General features: G+C 63.6%; 22 protein-coding genes. 13 read left to right on the top strand and 9 right to left on the bottom strand.

Annotated features, from left to right (window positions below):
* Window positions 1–915, top strand: coding sequence for a pseudouridine synthase (locus OX460_RS26675; protein WP_251350968.1), 915 nt, complete (start codon window positions 1–3; stop codon window positions 913–915).
* Between the two features lie 6 nt (window positions 916–921).
* On the opposite strand, the gene OX460_RS26670 is transcribed toward OX460_RS26675, so the two are convergent.
* Window positions 922–1,698 (bottom strand): exodeoxyribonuclease III, encoded by a 777-nt coding sequence (locus tag OX460_RS26670; protein ID WP_077399376.1) that lies wholly within the window; start codon window positions 1,696–1,698, stop codon window positions 922–924.
* 108 nt (window positions 1,699–1,806) lie between these two features.
* On the opposite strand from OX460_RS26670, the gene pyrE reads away from it, so the two are divergent.
* Window positions 1,807–2,469: an orotate phosphoribosyltransferase gene (gene pyrE, locus OX460_RS26665; protein ID WP_035824465.1), complete on the top strand. Its 663-nt coding sequence runs from the start codon at window positions 1,807–1,809 to the stop codon at window positions 2,467–2,469.
* Between the two features lie 75 nt (window positions 2,470–2,544).
* Here the strand turns inward: pyrE and OX460_RS26660 are convergent, their stop codons facing one another.
* Both OX460_RS26660 and OX460_RS26655 read right to left on the bottom strand, forming a co-directional pair.
* A complete protein-coding gene (locus OX460_RS26660) occupies window positions 2,545–2,793 on the bottom strand; it encodes a GNAT family N-acetyltransferase (protein WP_180278629.1) in 249 nt (82 codons plus the stop codon).
* A complete protein-coding gene (locus OX460_RS26655; protein WP_289900459.1) occupies window positions 2,793–3,536 on the bottom strand; it encodes a sulfite exporter TauE/SafE family protein in 744 nt (247 codons plus the stop codon). The genes OX460_RS26660 and OX460_RS26655 overlap by 1 nt, the downstream gene beginning before the upstream one ends.
* 126 nt (window positions 3,537–3,662) lie before the next feature.
* Between OX460_RS26655 and OX460_RS26650 the strand changes: the two genes are divergently transcribed.
* From OX460_RS26650 to OX460_RS26630, 5 genes are all read left to right on the top strand, one after another.
* Window positions 3,663–4,556: a LysR substrate-binding domain-containing protein gene (locus OX460_RS26650; protein WP_070222806.1), complete on the top strand. Its 894-nt coding sequence runs from the start codon at window positions 3,663–3,665 to the stop codon at window positions 4,554–4,556.
* Between the two features lie 21 nt (window positions 4,557–4,577).
* Window positions 4,578–5,471, top strand: coding sequence for an alpha/beta fold hydrolase (locus tag OX460_RS26645; protein WP_289900458.1), 894 nt, complete (start codon window positions 4,578–4,580; stop codon window positions 5,469–5,471).
* A gap of 73 nt (window positions 5,472–5,544) precedes the next feature.
* Entirely contained in the window at window positions 5,545–5,736 is a 192-nt protein-coding gene (locus OX460_RS26640) for a YqaE/Pmp3 family membrane protein (protein WP_077399393.1), read from the top strand.
* Between the two features lie 65 nt (window positions 5,737–5,801).
* Window positions 5,802–6,266 carry a carboxypeptidase regulatory-like domain-containing protein gene (locus tag OX460_RS26635; RefSeq protein ID WP_289900457.1) on the top strand — a complete coding sequence of 155 codons (465 nt, stop codon included), beginning with the start codon at window positions 5,802–5,804 and terminating at the stop codon, window positions 6,264–6,266.
* The gene (locus tag OX460_RS26630) at window positions 6,266–6,595 is read left to right on the top strand and encodes a hypothetical protein (RefSeq protein ID WP_099668255.1); all 330 of its coding nucleotides are present in this window, start codon (window positions 6,266–6,268) and stop codon (window positions 6,593–6,595) included. Before OX460_RS26635 ends, OX460_RS26630 begins: the two co-directional genes overlap by 1 nt.
* On the opposite strand, the gene OX460_RS26625 is transcribed toward OX460_RS26630, so the two are convergent.
* The 4 genes from OX460_RS26625 to gatC form a co-directional block, all read right to left on the bottom strand.
* Complete coding sequence (locus OX460_RS26625; RefSeq protein ID WP_289900456.1) at window positions 6,588–7,625, bottom strand: oxidoreductase; 1,038 nt, start codon at window positions 7,623–7,625, stop codon at window positions 6,588–6,590. The genes OX460_RS26630 and OX460_RS26625 overlap by 8 nt on opposite strands.
* Before the next feature lie 103 nt (window positions 7,626–7,728).
* Complete coding sequence (gene gatB, locus OX460_RS26620) at window positions 7,729–9,204, bottom strand: Asp-tRNA(Asn)/Glu-tRNA(Gln) amidotransferase subunit GatB (RefSeq protein WP_257219060.1); 1,476 nt, start codon at window positions 9,202–9,204, stop codon at window positions 7,729–7,731.
* A 37-nt stretch (window positions 9,205–9,241) separates the two neighbouring features.
* Entirely contained in the window at window positions 9,242–10,726 is a 1,485-nt protein-coding gene (gatA, locus tag OX460_RS26615) for an Asp-tRNA(Asn)/Glu-tRNA(Gln) amidotransferase subunit GatA (protein ID WP_289900455.1), read from the bottom strand.
* A gap of 53 nt (window positions 10,727–10,779) precedes the next feature.
* The gene (gene gatC, locus OX460_RS26610; protein ID WP_077399414.1) at window positions 10,780–11,082 is read right to left on the bottom strand and encodes an Asp-tRNA(Asn)/Glu-tRNA(Gln) amidotransferase subunit GatC; all 303 of its coding nucleotides are present in this window, start codon (window positions 11,080–11,082) and stop codon (window positions 10,780–10,782) included.
* A 350-nt stretch (window positions 11,083–11,432) separates the two neighbouring features.
* Between gatC and OX460_RS26605 the strand changes: the two genes are divergently transcribed.
* The 6 genes from OX460_RS26605 (at window position 11,433) to OX460_RS26580 (ending at window position 18,339) form a co-directional block, all read left to right on the top strand.
* On the top strand, window positions 11,433–12,476 hold the full coding sequence (locus OX460_RS26605; protein ID WP_010393186.1) for a rod shape-determining protein: 1,044 nt from the start codon (window positions 11,433–11,435) through the stop codon (window positions 12,474–12,476).
* 109 nt (window positions 12,477–12,585) lie between these two features.
* Window positions 12,586–13,668: a rod shape-determining protein MreC gene (mreC, locus tag OX460_RS26600; RefSeq protein ID WP_251350977.1), complete on the top strand. Its 1,083-nt coding sequence runs from the start codon at window positions 12,586–12,588 to the stop codon at window positions 13,666–13,668.
* Window positions 13,665–14,177, top strand: coding sequence for a rod shape-determining protein MreD (mreD, locus tag OX460_RS26595; protein WP_077399420.1), 513 nt, complete (start codon window positions 13,665–13,667; stop codon window positions 14,175–14,177). The genes mreC and mreD overlap by 4 nt, the downstream gene beginning before the upstream one ends.
* A 12-nt stretch (window positions 14,178–14,189) precedes the next feature.
* On the top strand, window positions 14,190–16,160 hold the full coding sequence (mrdA, locus tag OX460_RS26590; protein WP_289900454.1) for a penicillin-binding protein 2: 1,971 nt from the start codon (window positions 14,190–14,192) through the stop codon (window positions 16,158–16,160).
* Between the two features lie 8 nt (window positions 16,161–16,168).
* On the top strand, window positions 16,169–17,284 hold the full coding sequence (gene rodA / locus OX460_RS26585; RefSeq protein ID WP_077399426.1) for a rod shape-determining protein RodA: 1,116 nt from the start codon (window positions 16,169–16,171) through the stop codon (window positions 17,282–17,284).
* Window positions 17,284–18,339: a septal ring lytic transglycosylase RlpA family protein gene (locus OX460_RS26580; RefSeq protein ID WP_099665542.1), complete on the top strand. Its 1,056-nt coding sequence runs from the start codon at window positions 17,284–17,286 to the stop codon at window positions 18,337–18,339. The genes rodA and OX460_RS26580 overlap by 1 nt, the downstream gene beginning before the upstream one ends.
* Window positions 18,340–18,476: 137 nt before the next feature.
* Here OX460_RS26580 and OX460_RS26575 read toward each other — a convergent pair whose 3' ends face one another.
* Window positions 18,477–19,175: an SPOR domain-containing protein gene (locus OX460_RS26575; RefSeq protein WP_289900453.1), complete on the bottom strand. Its 699-nt coding sequence runs from the start codon at window positions 19,173–19,175 to the stop codon at window positions 18,477–18,479.
* A complete protein-coding gene (locus OX460_RS26570; protein ID WP_289900452.1) occupies window positions 19,169–19,927 on the bottom strand; it encodes a type III pantothenate kinase in 759 nt (252 codons plus the stop codon). Before OX460_RS26570 ends, OX460_RS26575 begins: the two co-directional genes overlap by 7 nt.

The following is a 19,927-nucleotide window of genomic DNA, read 5'->3' as shown; positions in this document are numbered from 1 at the left end:
ATGTCTGTACGCAGTCCCGGCAACAAGCCGGCAGCGGCGCCGTTGCCCATGCGCGACGGCGTGGCGCCCAGCTACCTGTGGCTGCCGGAAGGGCAATGGCCCGACATGCTGGCGTTTTTGATCGAGCGCTATCCGCAGATCAGCGCCGCGCAATGGCGGGACCGCATGGCGCGCGGCGAAGTGGTCAACGGCGACGGCGCCGTGCTGGCACCCGGCAGCGCCTACAAGCGCGGCATGCGCATTTTTTACTACCGCGAGCTGGAACGGGAAACGCCTATCCCCTTCCAGGAAGAGATCCTGTTCCAGGACGACCACCTGGTGGTGGTCGACAAGCCGCACTTCCTGCCCATGACGCCGGCCGGGCGCTTCGTGCAGGAGACCCTGCTGACGCGCCTGAAGAAAACCCTGGACTGTGCCGACCTGACGCCGATCCACCGCCTCGACCGCGAGACGGCTGGCGTGGTGATTTTTTCGCGCCAGGTGGCCAGTCGCGGCGCCTATCAATCGCTGTTCCAGCGCCGCGAAGTGCGCAAGACGTACGAGGCGCTGGCGCCACGTCTGGATGGCCGCGATTTTCCATTTACCTACCGCAGCCGCATGGTCGAGGGGGAGCAGTTTTTCCTCATGCGCGAGGAAGCGGGCGAGCCGAACTCGGAAACCGTCATCGACGTGATCGAGCGGCGTGGCGAGTTGAATCTGTACCGGCTGCAGCCGCACACGGGGCGCAAGCATCAATTGCGCGTGCACTTGGCCGCGCTGGGCATCCCCATCGTCAACGATGCGTTTTACCCGGTGGCCCTGCCGTGCAAGGACGACGATATGTCGCAGCCCTTGCAGTTGCTGGCGCGCGCGATCGATTTCACGGACCCGTTGAGCGGCGCGCCGCGCCATTTTGAAAGCCGGCGCAGCCTGTAGCGGCGCTTACGCCTTGAGCGTGTAGTCGATGATCAGCGGCGCGTGGTCGGAGAAGCGCTCGTCCTTGTAGACGCTGACCGTATGCGCCTGGGCCGCGATGCCGGGCGTGGCGACGTGGTAGTCGATGCGCCAGCCCACGTTTTTCGCGTAGGCTTGTCCGCGGTTGCTCCACCACGTGTACTGGTCTTCGCGCTTGTCCAGGCCGCGGTGTACGTCGACAAAGCCCACTTCGTCGAAGACGCGCGTCAGCCAGGCGCGTTCTTCCGGCAGGAAGCCGGAATTTTTCTTGTTGCCCTTCCAGTTTTTCAGGTCGATTTCGTGGTGGGCGATGTTCCAGTCGCCGCAGATGACGACTTCGCGTCCCAGCGCCTTCAATTCCAGCAAATGCGGCAGGAACAGTTCCATGAAGCGGAACTTGGCTTCCTGGCGCTCCGGGCCGGACGAACCGGACGGGCAGTACACGGAAATGACGGAAAGATTGCCAAAATCACAGCGCACGTAGCGGCCTTCGGCGTCGAATTCAGGGCTGCCGAAGCCGATATGCACGGCGTCCGGTTCCACCTTGCTGTACACGCCCGTGCCGGAATAGCCCTTTTTCTCGGCATAGTGGAAATGGCCATGATAGCCGTGCGGGTTGAGGAATTCCGGCGTCATGTCGGGCAGTTGCGCCTTCAATTCCTGCACGCAGATGAAATCGGCCGTCTGCGTGCCCATCCAGTTGAAAAAGCCTTTTTTGGCGGCGGAACGGATGCCGTTCAGGTTGGCGGAGATAATTTTTGGCATAGGTCTAGAGTGAAAGGGCGCTGGACGGGGCCGGCGGGCGCGGCATGGCGATTGTCTCGCCGGTGCGCGCGGATTAAAATACAGGCACTTTTAAAAAATGAGGCTAATGTGAATAATTTACGCCAGCAGTTTATCGCGTTTTCAGTATCCAAGGGAGTCTTGCGGTTTGGCGAGTTCACCACCAAGGCCGGACGCCAGTCGCCGTACTTCTTCAATGCGGGCCTGTTCCATGACGGCGCCACCCTGGCCGAACTGGCGCAGTTCTACGCGCAGACCCTGCTCGACTCGGGCGTGGAATTCGACATGCTGTTCGGTCCCGCCTACAAGGGCATCACCCTGGCCTCGGCCACCGCCGTGGCGCTGGCCGGCAAGGGCCGCAACACTTCGTTCGCCTTCAACCGCAAGGAAGCCAAGGACCATGGCGAAGGCGGCACCATCGTCGGCGCCAAATTGCATGGCAAAGTTGTCATCATTGACGATGTGATCTCGGCCGGTACCTCGGTGCGCGAATCGGTGGACATGATCCGCGCCGCCGGCGCCGAGCCATGCGCCGTGCTGATCGCCCTGGACCGCATGGAGCGTTCGGGCCCCGATGGCCAGCTGTCGCCAAGTTCGGCGGTGCAGGAAGTGTCGAAACAGTACGGCATTCCAGTCATCTCGATCGGCAACCTTGACGACTTGTTCGGCTACCTGAATGGTGCGGGCGCCGATCCGGAACTGTTGAAACATAAAGAGGCTGTTTCCGCCTACCGCACGCGCTACGGGATTTAAAGCGCCCATGGCGGCGTTGCAGCGCGTTGCCGCACTAGCGTGCTGTCTGCCGCGCTGCGCCTTGCCCTGAACACTTTAAATCGCACTACTTTCCAGCAGCGCCCGCAGCCGCGGGTCGCTGCAGGCGGCGCTGGCCTGCGGATGGCATTGCAATAACCGCCGCAGCAGTGCGCCGCCGATGCCGCGCCGGCGGAACGGCGGTTTCACGAACAGCATGTTCACCGTCACTTCGTTCGCGCACTTGCTGATGTCGAGCATGGCCACCTGCTGGCCGTCGATCCACGCGCACAGCGCGCTGTCCCCTTGCCAGTCTATCTGCATCATCACGCCAGCCATGGTTTGAGCGCCGCATGCAAACCCAGGGCGAACAGGCCGATAAAAAAGCATCGCTTGAATACTGGCTGCGCGATGCGCCCGCGCAGCCATTGACCGGCCAGCATGCCGGCCAGCGCCGGCAGCAGCGCATACGCCGACGCGCCGGCCGCACCGAGACTGAAGTCGCCGTGCAGGGCCAGGCTGGCCGCCAGCGCCACGGTCGACGCCGTAAACGCCAGGCCCAGCGCCTGCACCAGCGCATCGCGCGCCAGGCCCAGTCCCTGCAGATACGGCACGGCGGGGATCACGAACACGCCCGTGGCGGCCGTCACCAGTCCCGTTACCGCGCCTGCCACGGGCCCCAGCCACGCTTCGTGCCGCGCCGGCACGCGCAGCTGCAGCGAGAACAGGCCGGCCAGCGCATACAGCATCAGCGCCACGCCCAGCGCGACGATGGCCCAGGCCCCGCTGTCGGCCGGCAGCAGGGCGCCGCCGGCCAGCGTGCCCGCCATGACGGCGGTCAGCATGGGCCACAAGCGACGCAGCAGCGCCCGCAGGCCGGGGCCGGCCGCCAGTTGCCAGACATTCGTCACCATCGACGGCACGATCAGCAGGGCGGCCGCCTGCACGGGCGGCATGACGAGGCTGAGCGTGCCCATGGCCACCGTCGGCAGCCCCAGGCCGACTACGCCCTTGACGAAGCCAGCGACGAGGAAGCTGGCGCCGACGGCCAGCATAAATGACGTCTCCATCTTTTTCATCCCACAGTGATTTTGCGTGGATTCTGCGCGCGCTTGCGGATTTCGCCAAGGTGGATTATTTTGAGTCAGCCTCTGTAAAATACGAAGGCTGATAAGATGGCGAAAAGGAGAGCCGCCATGCGCTTTGATCTGGTCGATTTGCAGCTGTTTGTCAACGTGGTGGAGGCGGGCAGCCTGACGGCGGGCGCCGCGCGCAGCCACCTGGCGCTGGCCTCAAGCAGTGCGCGCGTGCGCGGCATGGAAGAGATGCTGGGCATGCCCTTGCTGCTGCGCGGGCGGCGCGGCGTGGAGCCGACCCCCGTGGGCCAGACCTTGCTGCATCACGCGCGCCTCGTTTTACTGCAAATGGAGAAAATGCGCGGCGAGCTTGGAGAGTTTGCGCGCGGCTTGAAAGGGCAGTTGCGGCTGCTGTGCAATACGGCGGCGCTCAGCGAATTTTTGCCTGAGGCGCTCGGCGCTTTTCTCGACCGCCATCCGAACCTGACCATCGACCTGGAAGAGCGCCTCAGTTACGATATCGTCAAGGCTGTCTCGGAAGGGTTGGCCGATATGGGCATCGTGTCCGACTCGGTCGACATGCGCGGCTTGCAGACGTTTTTGTTTCGCCCCGACCGCCTGGTGGTCATCGCCGCGGCCGACGGCGTGCACCACCGCGCGCTGGGCCAGGATGGTGTCGTCGCGTTTTCCACGCTGCTGGATCACGATTTCATCGGCCTGGCCGATGACAGCGCGATGCAGCAGTATCTGGGCATGCATGCGGCGCGCCTGGGGCGCCCATTGAAGGTACGCGTGCGCCTGCGCAGCTTCGATGCCGTGTGCCGCATGGTGGCCAGCGGCGTGGGCATCAGCGTGGTGCCGTTGGCGGCGGCCAGCCGCTGCCAGCAGACGATGGCGCTGCGCTGCCTGGAATTATCCGATCCCTGGTCGGTACGCAATCTGACGATTTGCGTGCGCCAGTTCAGCGAATTACCCCTGTATGCGCGCCAGTTGATCGATCACCTGAAGGCGTGACAGGGCATGACAGGAGCAGCGATGCGTTTTTCAGAAGACAAGATGGCCAGCCTGCGGTGCAGCGACCAGGTCGAGCGCCCCATCCACATCTGGCAGCCGCCAGGGCCACAACAGCCACGTGCCGTGATCCTGGCGATCCACGGCGGCATGGCGCATGCGGGCGATTACGTCACGCCGGCGCTGTACTTCCGCCAGCACGCCATCGCCACCGTCAGCTTCGACATGGTGGGCCACGATGGCCAGCGCAAGGTCGATATCCCATCGTTCGAGGCTTTCCTCGACGACGAAGAGCTGTTCCTCGCCTGGGTCAAGCAGGCGTATCCAGGCGTGCCGATTTTCGTCATGGGCCATTCCATGGGCGGCTTGATCGCCACGCATCTGGGGCTGCGGCGCTTTGCGGGCGACCCGGCCATCAAGGGTTTTGTCATCTCATCGCCGTATTACGTGAATGCGATTCCCGTGCCGAAGGTGCTGCAGATGCTGTCGGGCTGGCTGGCGCAGCGCTTCCCCACGATGAAGGTGCCGCTGGGGAACCTGACCATGCTGCTCACGCACGACCAGACCATTACCGCGCGCCATTTCCAGGATGAGCGCGACCGCATCCGCGCCAGTGCCGCCTCGGTACGTTTCGCCCATGCCTTGACGTCGGCGCAAAAGGAATTGGCGGGCGGCTTGTCGGGCTGGCGTTTCCCCCTGTTTGCCGTAGTGGCCGGTGACGACAAGCTGGCCGACAGCCGCGCCACGGAGAGCATGCTGCGCAGCGTGCCCGATGGCTTGCTCGACTATCACTACTATCCGGCCAATTATCACGAGAATTTCAATGAACTGAACCGCGAGGAGATCTTCGCCGCCATTCTGGCGTGGATGGAAAAACAACTGGCACCCGCGCGGCGTGAGGCGCAGGTATCGTTATAATCAGGTCAATGGATTTTACCGCCGCATGCCGGCCCGGTCCCCGCGGCGCAGGGGAATACTGAAGGAATGAACGATGCGCTTGCTGATTGCCCTGATATTCCCGTGGCTGACCTTTTTCACGATCGGCCGTCCGATCGCCGGCATCATTTGCCTGATCCTGCAAATCACCTTGATCGGCTGGCTGCCAGCGACGATCTGGGCCGTATATGCGCTGAGCCAGTTCAAGACGGACCAGAAGATCGCCGAGGCCATGCGCCGGCGTTGATGGTTTCCTAAGTCCTGCCTAAGCTGCGCTTCCTATCTTGATTCAACCGACACGAGGAGAGTGAGATGGCATCAAACAGACGCGGTACCCTGGGCCTGGCGGCGGCAATGCTGGCCGCCGGGCTGTTGCTGGGAAGTGCGGCGCAGGCGCAAACGGATAACGCACTGCCGCCCGTGCAGAAGAGCGGGGCGGTGGAGTACCTGAGCGGCGGCATCGGCCTCGACGAGTCGACGGCCATCAAGAGCGCCAGCCGGCATTGGCCATTGAGCCTGGTGTTTTCCGTGCAGGCGGCAGGCAAGGCGGAATTTGCCTCCGACGTGAAGCTGCAGATCAGCGATGCCAAGGGGATGTCGGTGCTGGAAACGACGGCCAGCGGACCGTTCCTGCTGGCGAAACTGCCGCCGGGCAGCTACCGCTTGCGCGCCACCCTGGCCGGCAAGACGTTGGAACGCAAGGTGCAGGTCAAGGCGGGCAGCTCCGCGCGCGTGGAGCTGGTCTGGCCGGCGGGAACGAATCAGGGCCGGCCTTGATGCCGGGCGATGGCAAGGCGCCCGAGCGGGGCGTGCCGGCGCGCGGTTTGTCTGCCCATATCCTGCCCACGTCGGCGACGATGGTCGGCGTATGCATGACGGTGCTGTCGATCGGGCACCTGGCGCCGCGCGGCGAGGTGCGCGTGGCGATCGACAAGCTGCTGGCCGTCGATGCCATCGTCTTTCTCGTCAGCGCCGTGCTTTCGTTCATGTCGCTGCGCCCCGGCCAGTCGCGCTTGCGCTACGAATGGTGGGGCGAACTGCTGTTCATTTGCGGCCTGGCCCTGCTGGCGCTGGGCGCCGTGGTGCTGGCCTTCGTCATCAACTGACCTTGAGTACGCGCCCTTCGGTGGCGCTTTGCAGCGCCAGTTCGATCAGGCGTATCGTCGCCGCCGCATCTTCGGCTGCCACGGGCACCGGTGCGCCGTGGCGGATGGCGTCGGCCATGCCCTGGTAAAAGTCCTGGTAGCGGCCCGCTTGCATCTCGAGGTGTTCGAAATGGCCGTCCGGCTGCGTGCCCAGGTGCAGGGCGCCGCGCACGGGATCCACGCCCCAGCCGGGCTGGTCCGGCCTGCCGCCTGCCTTCAGGGCGTCTTCCTGCGGGTCGAGGCCAAACTTCACGAAACTGCCTTTGTCGCCATGCACGGCGAAGCGCGCCGTCGGCGCCTTTGCCAGGCAACCCGCTTGCAGCACCACGCGCAGCCGGTCGTAGTACAGCACAAGGTGCATATAATCTACAGCCTGCGCGCCGTCGCGCTGCAGGGTGATATCGGCGTACAGTTTTTCCGGCTGGCCGAACAGCTGCATGGCCTGGTCCAGCATGTGCGGACCCAGGTCGTACAGCAAGCCGCCGCCCGGTGCGCCAGACTCGCGCCAGCGCTGGCGGATCTCGGGACGGAAACGGTCGAAATGCGATTCGACGCTGGCGATGCGCCCCAGGGTACCCTGCGCCAGCAGCGTTTTGAGGGTCAGGAAGTCGCCATCCCAGCGCCGGTTGTGATACACGCTGAGCACCAGCTTGCGCTCTTTGGCCAGCGCGATCAGGCTCTGTGCTTCAAAGCTGGAAATGGTAAAGGGCTTGTCCACCACCACATGCTTGCCCGCCTGCAGGGCCGCTTGCGCCAGGCTGAAATGCGCCTCATTGGGCGCGGCGATGACGACCAGCTCGATGGATGGATCGGCAAACAGCTGCGCGGGCTCGGCATACACGGTCGCGTGCGGCCAATCCTTGTGCACGAGCTCCGGTTTGCTGGAAGCGACGGCCGCCAGCTCCAGGGCCTCGATGGCGGACAGCACGGGAGCGTGAAAGGTGGAGCCGGCAAAGCCGTAGCCGACCAGGCCGGTTTTGATCTTGTTCATGGCGTATTCACAGGTGCGTGGAAGAATCCATGATCATACCCGCAAGCGGGCGGCGCATAAAAAAAGGACGCCGCAGCGTCCTTTTGCATGCCTCTCGCGAAGATTACCCCGCCAGTTTGGCCTTCAGCAGTTCCGTCAGCTGGGCCGGGTTGGCCTTGCCCTTGGACGCTTTCATGGCCTGGCCGATCAGCGCGTTAATCGCCGCTTCCTTGCCGGCGCGGTACTGTTCCACCGACTTGGCGTTCGCCGCCAGCACTTCATCGACGATGGCTTCCAGGGCGCCTGAGTCCGAGATCTGCTTCAGGCCCTTGGCGTCGATGATGGTGTCGACCAGATTTTCGTCGTCCGACTTCGCTTCCCACATGCCGGCAAAGACTTCCTTTGCCGCCTTGTTCGAGATCGTGCCGTCGGCGATGCGCTTGAGCATGGCGGCCAGCTGCGCGGCGGAGACGGGGGCGTCGTCCAGGTCCACGCCTTCGCGGTTCAGGGTCGACGACACGTCGCCCATCAGCCAGTTGGCGGCGGCCTTGGCGTTTTCCTTGCCAGCCTTGTCGACCACGGCGACGAAGTAGGTGGCCATGGCTTTCGACTGCGTCAGCACCAGCGCGTCGTATTCCGGCAGCGCGTATTCGCTGATGAAGCGGGCGCGCATGGCGGCCGGCAGTTCCGGCATCGAGGCCTTGACCGTGTCGATCCACGCTTGCGAGATGACCAGCGGCGGCAGGTCAGGGTCCGGGAAGTAGCGGTAATCCTGCGCGTCTTCCTTGCTGCGCATTTCGCGCGTTTCCTTGCGGTCCGGATCGTACAAACGCGTCGCTTGCACGACCTTGCCGCCTTCTTCGATCAGTTCGATCTGGCGGCGCACTTCCACGTGCACGGCTTCCTCGATGAAGCGGAAGGAGTTCAGGTTCTTGATTTCGCAGCGGGTACCGAATTCCTTCTGGCCGACGGGGCGCACGGAGACGTTGACGTCGCAGCGGAACGAGCCTTCCTGCATGTTGCCGTCGCAAACGCCCAGCCACATGACCAGCGAGTGCAGGGCCTTGGCATAGGCCACGGCTTCGGCGGCGCTGCGGATTTCCGGTTCCGAGACGATTTCCAGCAGCGGCGTGCCGGCGCGGTTCAAGTCGATGCCGCTCATGCCCGCGTAGTCTTCGTGCAGCGATTTGCCCGCGTCTTCTTCCAGGTGGGCGCGCGTCAGGTTGACCGTCTTGGTGACGAATTCGCCATCCTTTTCATAGCCGAAGGTCAGGGCGCCACCGATGACGACGGGGTCTTCGAATTGGCTGATCTGGTAACCCTTGGGCGAATCGGGATAAAAATAGTTTTTGCGCGCGAAGACCGAGTGCGGCGCGACGGTGGCGCCGACGGCCAGGCCGAAGCGGATGGCGCGGTCGACGGCTTGCTTGTTCATCACCGGCAGCACGCCTGGCAGCGCCAGGTCGACGGGACTGGCTTGCGTGTTGGCTTCGGCGCCGTACTTGATCGGCGAACCGCTGAAAATTTTGGATTCGGTCGTGAGCTGCACGTGGTTCTCAAGACCGATGACGACTTCCCATTGCATAGTGTTCTCGCTTATTTTTTGGTGGCGCCGCCTGGGCGGCGCGAATTACTTCTTAAATGCCTGCCGGGCTGCGCGTATGCCAGTCCGTCACTTGCTGGAACTGGTGGGCGATATTGAGCAGTTTGGCTTCGCCAAAGTAATTGCCGATGATTTGCAGGCCGACGGGGCGCTTGGCGTTCTTTTCGCCCTCGCCGAAACCGCACGGGATCGACATGCCGGGCAGGCCGGCCAGGCTGGTCGACAGGGTGTAGATGTCGGCCAGGTAGTTCGCCACCGGGTCGTCCGTCTTGTCGCCCAGGTCCCAGGCGACGGTCGGCGCGACGGGGCCCATGATGACGTCGCAGACGGCGTTCGGGCCATTGAGCACGGCGTCGAAATCCTGCGCGATCAGGCGGCGGATCTTTTGCGCCTTCAGGTAATAGGCGTCGTAGTAGCCGTGGCACAGCACATAGGTGCCGACCATGATGCGGCGCTGTACTTCGGGTCCGAAGCCCTGCGCGCGCGACTTCTTGTACATGTCCTGCAAGTCCTTGTACTCGGTAGCGCGGTGGCCGTAGCGCACGCCGTCGTAGCGCGACAGGTTCGACGACGCTTCGGCCGGCGCGATCATGTAATAGGCGGGAATCGACAGGGCGGTGTTCGGCAGCGAGATGTTGACCAGGGTGGCGCCCAGCTTTTCATACTGCGCCAGCGCGTCGCGCACGGCCGCTTCCACGTCCTTGGCCAGGCCTTCGCCGAAGTACTCGCGTGGCACGCCGATGCGCAAGCCCGTCAATGGCTGGCCCAGTTCACGCGAAAAATCTTCCGCTACGCCGCCCTGTTCCGGCGACAGGCTGGTCGAGTCGCGCTCGTCGAAGCCGGCCATGGCGCTCAAGAGCAGGGCGCAGTCTTCGGCCGAGCGGGCCATCGGGCCGCCCTGGTCCAGCGACGAGGCAAAGGCGATCATGCCGAAGCGCGAGACGCGGCCATACGTGGGCTTGATGCCGGTGATGCCGCAAAAGGCGGCAGGCTGGCGGATCGAGCCGCCCGTGTCGGTGCCGGTGGCGGCCGGCGTCAGGCCAGCCGCCACGGCGGCGGCCGAGCCGCCGGACGAGCCGCCTGGTACGGCCGTCTTGTCCCACGGGTTTTGCACGGCGCCGAAGGCCGAGTTCTCATTGCCGGAGCCCATGGCGAATTCATCGCAATTGACCTTGCCCAGAGTGACCATGCCGGCGGCCTGGAATTTTTCCACCACGGTAGCGTCAAACGGGCTGGCGTAGTCGGCCAGCATTTTCGAGCCGGCTGTCGTGCGCCAGCCTTTCGTGACGAACAAATCCTTGTGCGCGATCGGCACGCCCGTCAAGGGCGTGGCCGTGCCGGCGGCGATGCGCGCGTCGGCCTCGGCAGCTTGCGCCAGGGTCAGGGCACGGTCGACGTGCAGGAAGGCGTTCGAGGTGTCCGCTTCGATGCGGTCGAGGAAATGCGTCGCCAGTGCAACGGCGGAAATTTCCTTGTTCTGCAAAAGCGTGGACAGCTGTTTGATGGATTTTGTATGCATGGCGTTTCTATTTTGATATTCGGCAAAAAGGCGGGAACAGCGCTACGGCGTGTTTACTCGATGACCTTGGGCACGAGGTACAGGCCATCCTGTACCTTCGGCGCCACGGCCTGGTAGGCGTCGCGGCGATTCTGTTCCGTGGCGATATCGTCGCGCAGGCGCAGGGCAATATTGTCCATGTGGGCGGCCAGCGGGTGGCTCAGGGGCGCCACGCCATCGGTATTGACGGCTTGCATTTGTTCCGCGAGTGCAAAAATCTTGTTCAATTGGGCCAAAGACGTGACGGCCTGGTCGTCGGCCATTTCAAGTTGGGCCAGGTGGGCGATGCGTTTTACGTCGGAGAGTGTCAGGGACATGGCGAATGGCGCGGAGTGCCGCGCATTAGTATTAAGTTGGCGTTTTGATAAAACGCGGGTATTTACTGCTATTTTGCTCACAAAAATCGAGGAATGCCGCGTAACTCGCGGCTGCAAGAGTCGCACTTTTCCATGGTTTTTGAGCAAATCGCATTCAAATTATAAGGTAGAATGGCGGGTTAATGCGTTGCCGGCGCTGATGGACTGCTGCCGCAGCATAGAAAAGATTGCGCAAGCGCCAAGCGAAACCCGGAAAAATCGCCTTTTGGATTTTCAGGGTGCCTGAAAGCGCCCGCTTTGAAACTCCCCATAAACAGCTTTTGCGCAGCTCGATGCGCTACAGGACACTCATGTTTGGTTTTTTACGCAGGTATATCTCCACCGATCTGGCCATTGACTTGGGCACGGCCAACACCCTTATTTATGTACGCGGCCTCGGTATCGTCCTGGACGAGCCATCCGTTGTCGCCATCCGCCAGGAAGGCGGTCCGAATGGCAAGAAGACCATTCAGGCAGTCGGCAAGGAAGCCAAGCAGATGCTGGGCAAAGTGCCGGGCAATATCGAAGCGATCCGTCCGATGAAAGATGGCGTGATCGCCGACTTCACCGTGACCGAGCAGATGCTCAAGCAATTCATCCGCATGGTGCACGACTCGAAATTCTTCCGTCCATCGCCGCGCATCATCATTTGCGTGCCGTGCGGTTCGACCCAGGTTGAGCGCCGCGCCATCCGTGAATCGGCCCTGGGTGCCGGCGCCTCGCAGGTGTACCTGATCGAAGAACCGATGGCAGCGGCCATCGGCGCGGGCTTGCCCGTGTCCGAAGCGACTGGCTCGATGGTGGTCGACATCGGCGGCGGCACCACCGAAGTGGGCATCATCTCGCTGGGCGGCATGGTCTACAAGGGTTCCGTGCGCGTCGGCGGCGACAAGTTCGATGAAGCCATCGTCAACTACATCCGCCGCAACTACGGCATGCTGATCGGCGAACAGACGGCTGAAGCCATCAAGAAGGCCATCGGTTCGGCCTTCCCTGGCTCGGAAGTGAAGGAAATGGAAGTCAAGGGCCGCAACCTGTCCGAAGGCATCCCGCGCTCGTTCACCATCTCCAGCAACGAGATCCTCGAAGCGCTGACCGATCCGCTGAACAACATCGTCTCGGCCGTGAAGAACGCGCTGGAACAGACGCCGCCGGAACTGGGCGCCGATATTGCCGAAAAAGGCATGATGCTGACGGGCGGCGGCGCACTGCTGCGCGACCTGGACCGCCTGCTGATGGAGGAAACCGGCCTGCCGGTGCTGGTGGCCGAGGACCCGCTCACCTGCGTGGTGCGCGGTTCCGGGATGGCTCTGGAACGTATGGACAAGCTCGGCTCGATCTTCTCCTACGAATAATCTGACAGAAGGGCCGGAAACCAACTCCGGCCTTTTTTTGGTTTTGGCGCCGGCGTCTGACCGGGGCCTGCACGTTGGCGCACTGCGCCTGGCCTGATTATTGGAAGTCATGGAATACAGTCCTCCGCCACTTTTCAAACAAGGCGCCTCCGCCCGCGTCAAGATGATGGTGTTCGCCGGCATTTCAATCGCCCTGCTGCTGGTCGATTCGCGCATGCACGCGCTGACGGCCGTGCGCCAGGCCGTCGGCACCGTGCTGTATCCGGTGCAGATGGCGGCCCTGGTGCCGCGCGATGTGGCGCTTGGCGTCGGCAATTACTTTTCTTCGCTGTCCGCCCTGGAAAAACAGGTGCGCGACCTGAAACACGAGCAAATCGCCTCGGCGCAGATCCTGCAGCAGGCGCAGCTCAACATCGTTGAAAACAACCACTTGCGCAAATTGATGGAAGCGCGCGAGCGCGTTCCCGTCAAGACCATGATGGCCGAAGTCCTGTATGACACGCGCGATTCGGCCACGCGCAAGATCGTGCTTGACCGGGGCATCCAGCATGGCGTGGAACTGGGCCGCCCCGTGATCGACAACCTCGGCGTGGTGGGGCAAGTCACGCGCGTGTTCCCGTTCACCTCCGAAGTGACCCTGCTGACCGATGAAGAGCAAGCCATTCCCGTGCAACTGCTGCGCAATGGCGTGCGCAGCGTGGCCATCGGCCGTGGCAAGTCCGGCACCATGGAGCTGCGCTTCACGGCCCCCAGCGCCGACATCCAGATCGGCGACATCGTCATTACCTCGGGCCTCGACGGCCTGTACCCGGCGGGCCTGGCCGTGGCGCGCGTGACCCTGGTCGAGCGCAATGCGCATGGTCCGTTCGGCCGCGTCGTGTGCCAGCCGCTGGCCGGCATCGAGCGCAACACCCAGCTGCTCATCTTGATGACGTCGCCGGACATTCCACCGCGTCCGCCCGCCGAAGAAGTCAAGACGGGCCGCAAGATCGCCGGCAAGATGGCGCCGATCAAGGACCCTGCCAAGGAGCCTGCGGCTGCCGCTGCGACACCACCGGCTGCCAATACGGCCGCAGTGCCGGCCGCGAAACCGCCTGCCAGCCCCGCGCCGAAACCGGCGGCGCCTGCAGGACCTGTACCAACGCCTGTACCAACACCTGCCGCCGTGCCACCGAAGGAAGCGACACGATGAACCGCCCGCATTACATCCTGCTGCCGGTCAGCCCCCTGTTCATCGGTTTTTCCCTGCTGTGCGCTTTTTTGCTGAACCTGCTGCCGTGGGGGCAGTTCGTCGGCGTTCCCGATTTCGTCGCCCTGGTGCTGGTCTTCTGGGGCATCCACCAGCCGCGCAAGGTCGGTATCGGCGTGGCGTTCTTCATGGGCCTGATGATGGACGTGCACGATTCGACCCTGCTGGGCGAGAATGCGCTGGCCTACACCTTGCTCTCGTATTTCGCCATCATGATGCACCGCCGCGTGCTGTGGTTCCCCATCCTGACGCAGGCGCTGCACGTGCTGCCGCTGCTGCTGCTGACGCAGGCGCTGCAATTGCTGACGCGGCTGATCGTCTCGGGCCGTTTCCCCGGCTGGCTCAATTTCATCGAGAGCTTCGTCGCCGTGGCCCTGTGGCCCCTCGTCACGTGGATCCTGCTGGCGCCGCAGCGCCGCGCCGTGGACCGCGACCACAACCGGCCGATTTGACGAGCGCCTGCCATGACTGAACTCAAGAACACCGAGCGCGAACTGCATTTTTTCCGCATGCGCCTGACCATCCTGGGCGGGCTCGTCTTCGTCTGCTTTTCGCTGCTGCTGGCGCGCTTCATCTGGCTGCAGGTGATCAAGCACGAGGATTATGCGACCAAGGCCGAAGACAACCGCATCGCCGTGGTGCCCATCGTGCCCACGCGCGGCCTGATCCTCGACCGCAACGGCGTGGTATTGGCGCGCAATTACTCGGCCTATACGCTGGAAATCACGCCATCGAAATTGAGCGCCAGTCTCGATTCCGTGATCGACGAGCTGTCGACTCTGGTGCAGATCGACATCAAGGACCGCCGCCGCTTCAAGAAGCTGCTGGAAGAGTCGAAGAACTTCGTCAGCGTGCCGCTGCGCACACGCCTGACGGACGAGGAAGTGGCGCGCTTCACGGCGCAGCGCTTCCGCTTCCCTGGCGTCGAGGTGCAGGCGCGCCTGTTCCGCCAGTATCCGATGGGCGAAATCGCCTCGCACGTGGTGGGTTTTATCGGCCGCATCAACCGCAATGAAGCGAAGGCGCTGGAAGAGGGCGAGGACGCGGCCAACTACAACGGCACCGACCATATCGGTAAGGAAGGCCTGGAAAAAAGCTACGAGAAGCAGCTGCATGGCACCACCGGCTACGAGGAGGTGGAAGTGTCGGCCGGCGGGCGCGCCATGCGCACCCTGTCGCGCACGGCGGCCACGCCTGGCAACAATCTGATCCTGTCGATCGACATCGAACTGCAAAAAGTGGTCGAGGAAGCGTTCGGCGAATGGCGCGGCGCGGCCGTGGCTATCGATCCGGCCACGGGCGACATCCTCGCCTACGTCTCCAAGCCAGGTTATGACCCCAACCTGTTCGTCGACGGCATCGACCAGCAAAGCTGGAATGATCTCAATACCTCGCTGGACCGGCCGATGGTCAATCGCCCCCTGTCCGGCACCTACGCGCCCGGCTCGACCTTCAAGCCCTTCATGGCGCTGGCCGCGCTGGAATTGGGCAAGCGCACGCCGAGCCAGTCGATTTCCGATCCCGGTTTCTTCATTCTCGGCGGGCATACCTTCCGCGACGACAAGGTGGGCGGCCATGGTACGGTGGACATGCACAAGTCCATCGTCGTCTCGTGCAACACCTATTACTATCAGCTGGGCCGCGACATGGGCATCGACGCCATCCACGACTTCATGAAGCCGTTCGGGTTCGGCCAGTTGACGGGTATCGACCTGAATAACGAAAAGACGGGCGTGCTGCCATCGACGGAATGGAAGCGCAATCGCTTCAAGACGCCGCAGCAGAAAAAATGGGTGGGCGGCGACACGATTTCGGTGAGTAACGGCTCCGGCTACAATTCGTATACGCCGCTGCAGATCGCCCACGCGACGGCCAACCTGGCCAATAACGGCGTGGTGATGAAACCGCATCTGGTGAAGATCATCGAAGACGCCGCCACGCGCGCGCGTACTCTGACGGTGCCGAAGGAAAGCTACCGCATCGCGCTCAAGCAGGAAAACATCGACATCATCAAGCGCGCCATGGTGGGCGTGACCAGCGAGCAGGGCGGCACGGCCGCGCGCATCTTCACCGGCGTGCAGTACACGGTGGGCGGCAAGACGGGTACGGCGCAGGTGGTGGGCATCAAGAAAAACGAGAAGTACAATGCCAAGCTGCTGGCCGAACGCCTGCGCGACAACGCCTTGTTTACGGCCTTCGCGCCGGCCGACAAGCCGCGCATCGCGATTGCCATCGTGGTGGAAAACGCGGGCTTCGGCGCCGGCGTGGCCGCGCCGATCGCGCGCAAGGCGCTCGACTACTACCTGCTGGGCAAGCGCCCGAGCGACAAGGAAAAGGACACCACCAAGGTGCCCAAGGAAGATGTCGACGAAGTGCGCACCCTGGAAGAAATCACGGACGAGCAAGCAGCCCCGACGGCACCTGCCAGACAATAAGGAAGCACATGCCCATTAACGAGAGGCGCTCGCTGTGGCGGCGCGCCAAACCCTATCTGGCGGTGTTCGATCCGCCGCTGATGATCATCATCCTGATGCTGCTCAGCACCAGCCTGCTGACCCTGTATTCGGCCAGCATCGGCATCCCCGGCAAGATCGAAGACCATTTACGCAATATCCTGCTGTGCTTTTTCGTCATGTGGGTGGCGGCCAACGTCACGCCGCAGATGATGATGCGCATCGCCGTGCCCGCCTATACGGTGTCGGTGATCTTGCTGGTGGCCGTGGCGCTGTTCGGCACCATCAAGCTCGGTGCGCGGCGCTGGCTGCATATCGGCGTGATCGACATCCAGCCGTCCGAATTCCTGAAGATCGCCACGCCGCTGATGCTGGCCTGGTTCTTCCAGCACAATGCGGGCGCCCTGCGCTGGAAATCGTTCGTGATGGCAGCCGTGCTGTTGCTGGCGCCCGTCTATCTGATCGCGCGCCAGCCCGACCTGGGCACGGCGCTGCTGGTGGTGGCGGCCGGCTTTACCGTCATCTTCCTGGCGGGCCTGTCGTGGAAGGTGCTGGCCGGCTTGCTGATCACCTTTGTTTCCTGCCTGCCGATCGCCTGGTCGCACCTGCATGATTACCAGCGCGACCGCGTGATGATGCTGATCGACCCGACCAAGGACCCGCTGGGCAAGGGTTTCCATATCATCCAGTCCATCATCGCCATCGGTTCCGGCGGCATGACGGGCAAGGGCTGGACGCACGGCACGCAAGCCCACCTGGAGTTTGTTCCGGAACGTACGACCGATTTTATTTTTGCCGTATATTCCGAGGAATTCGGCCTGGTCGGTAACTTGATCCTGATGCTGATGTATTTGCTGCTGGTGGGACGGGGGCTGATGATCGCCGCCAACGCCCCCAGTTTTTTCACTCGCCTGCTGGCAGGAGCGATCACTATGATTTTCTTTACTTACGCCTTCGTCAACATGGGCATGGTCAGCGGCATCGTGCCGGTGGTCGGCGTCCCCTTGCCATTCCTCAGCTATGGCGGCACCGCGCTGCTGACCCTGGGCGTGGCCACCGGTATCCTGATGAGCATTCAGCGCCACCGCAAGCTGGTGCAGACCTGATGCGCGCGCCTTTCGATACCTTTGTCATGCGCGGGCCGAATGTTGCCACACTGCTGGCGGTCTTGCTGACCCTGGCCGCCTGCGGCACGACGCCGCAAAAGCCCGCATCGAATAACGTGCCGCTGCCATCCGGCGGCAAGGTCAAGTCCCCTGTGCGCCAGGATCCCACCTTGCCTGCGCTGCCGGCGGCCGGCTCCGGGCGTGGCGGCTACTACAAGGATGACGGCCCGGGCGACAATCCGCCGGCCAACCTGCGCGACGTGCCCGATGCGGAAGTGCGCAACGAGCCGTATTCCACGCGCTCGAACCGCCCGTATGTCGTCTTCGGCAAGACCTACACGCCGATCACCGATAACGAACCGTTCAAGCAGAAAGGCACGGGTACCTGGTATGGCAAGAAATTCCATGGCCAGCGCACCTCGTCCGGTGAAATCTACGATATGTACAAGATGACGGCGGCCCATCCGACCTTGCCGATTCCATCGTATGCGCGCGTGACGAGCATCGACAGCGGCGAGCAGGTGATCGTGCGCATCAACGACCGTGGGCCGTTCCACGCCACGCGCGTGATCGACGTGTCCTACACGGCGGCGCTGAAACTGGGCTTCCTCGGCAAGGGCAGCCACCAGGTGGTCGTCGAACGGCTGCTGCCGGCAGATATCGACGCCATCCTGGCGGCCCGTGCGGCGCCCAAGCCGGTGCCGTCCGTGGTGGCCATCTCCATCGACACGCCGGTAGAAACGGGCGCCGTGGTGCAGCCGGAAGTGTCGACGCAGATGCTGCCCGTCGATGCGACGGTGGCGATGCCGGCGCCGGCGGCGCTGGCCAGCGGCTTCTACTTGCAGCTGGGTGCTTATTCGCGCGCCGACAATGCGGAATCGGGACGTTCGCGCCTGGCGCCATACGCGGCAGCCCTCGGTACCCTGGGTGTGGTGCAGGCCGGTAACCTGTTCCGCCTGTACGGCGGACCGTTCTCCAGCCGCGCCGAGGCGGCGCGCGCGGCGGCGAACTTGCCGGAATCGACAGGCATCAAGCCTATCGTCATTCAACGCTAGGCTCGCCTGATGCTGCAAAGCACCTGATAAAACCGTAGCGAGCGGCAGCGATTTTTGGCTAAGAAGCGCAGCTGTGCTGGAGCACAGCGAGCATCGCAGGCCGCAAAGCGCGACGCGCAGTAGGTTTAGTCAGGTGCTTATTTGCAGTTGCGCAGTTCCTGGTCAGGGAACTGCGTTTTGATCTTTTCCAGACGCGCGCGCGTGACGGCGTCGAGGTCGCGGAACTGGTAAGCCATCTGCTTGCTGGCGCTGTAGCGCGGTGCGACGCGGGCGCTGTGCACGCCTTGTTTGTTGAGCGATGCCAGCTGGCTTTGCGCGCTGGTTTCCGACTTGAACACCCCCAGTGAAATGCCCCAGCGTAGCGGGCTGCTTTCATTCATGATGAAGTAATTCGTCACTCCCAGCTGCTTCAATTCGCCCGCCTTGCGGTCGGCGCCTTCCTTGCTGCCCTGCGGCGGGATGTACACCATGTAGCTGGAAATCTCCTGGCCGGCCACGTTGCGGCGCGACTGGCGGTCGCCCAGGTCCAGCGACGCCACTTGCGCTTCGAAGCGGCGCCCGTCAGCCAGCAGGAAATTGCCCACTTCCGTACAGGCATACGATAGCGGTGGCGCCGGTGCGGCCGCCGCCGGCGTCACTGCTTCTTCCGCGGCAGGCGGCGCGGCGGGCGCCATGGCCTGCTCCTGCGTCAGCAAGGTGAGCTTGGTCGCCTGCAGCTGGTTTTTCAGGCGCGCCGGCTCGCGTGTCTCCGTGCGAAAACTGCCCAGATAGCCCTGGCCGATGGCTAGCACCAGCAGGTTGACGCCGGCCAGCAGCCAGAAGACGAATTTCAGCATGGGTGATTTCCTTGTGTTCCTGCAGCCCCGGCGCGTGCGGCCGCCTGCAGGCCGAGCATGACGATATTGTCGACCAGGTGCAGCGGCACCGCCAGCGCCAGGGCCGGTGCGATGCGCGATGCGGCGCCGCCCGACAGCAGGCAGGCGCTGGCGCCGTGCATGCGCACGGCCCGTTCGATGGCGCCTGCCTGGGCCGCCAGGCAGCCGGAGAGGATGGCGTCATCCGTGTTGTCGGCAAAGCCGGCCGGCAGCAGGGCGTCGCTGGCGATCTGCGGCAGCTGCGCCGTGTTGCGCGCCAGCGAGCTGGCCATCAGTCCCAGCCCCGGCAAGATCATCCCGCCGAGGAAAACGCCATCGGCCGTGATGGCGTCGATGGTGGTGGCGGTGCCGCAATTGGCGACGATGACGGCCTGGCCAGGCGCCAGCGCGTGCGCGCCGACGGCGGCGGCAAAACGGTCGCAGCCCAGTTGCGACGGCATGCGGTAGCCATTCGTCAGTCCCGCCAGCTGCGGCAGCGAGACAAAGTCGCGGGCAACGACCGGCAGCATGGCGCGCAGGCGCGTGCCGATGACGGCGCCTGCCACGTTCGACAGCAGTGCCTCGCTGATGGCGAGTGACGCCCACTGCGCGGCCAGGGTGTCGATCTGCGCATGCGTGACGGCGCCGCTGGCCAGCCAGCCGCCGGCGGCGCTGTCGGCGGCCACGAGCGCCCATTTGATGCGCGTATTGCCGGCGTCGATCAGCAGCAGCAT

The sequence above is a fragment of the Janthinobacterium sp. SUN033 genome (genome assembly GCF_030397595.1).
In the GTDB taxonomy this organism is placed as follows: Bacteria; Pseudomonadota; Gammaproteobacteria; order Burkholderiales; family Burkholderiaceae_D; genus Janthinobacterium; species Janthinobacterium kumbetense.
Note: the sequence above shows the minus strand (reverse complement) of the source record. Positions and strands in the feature narration are given on the sequence as shown.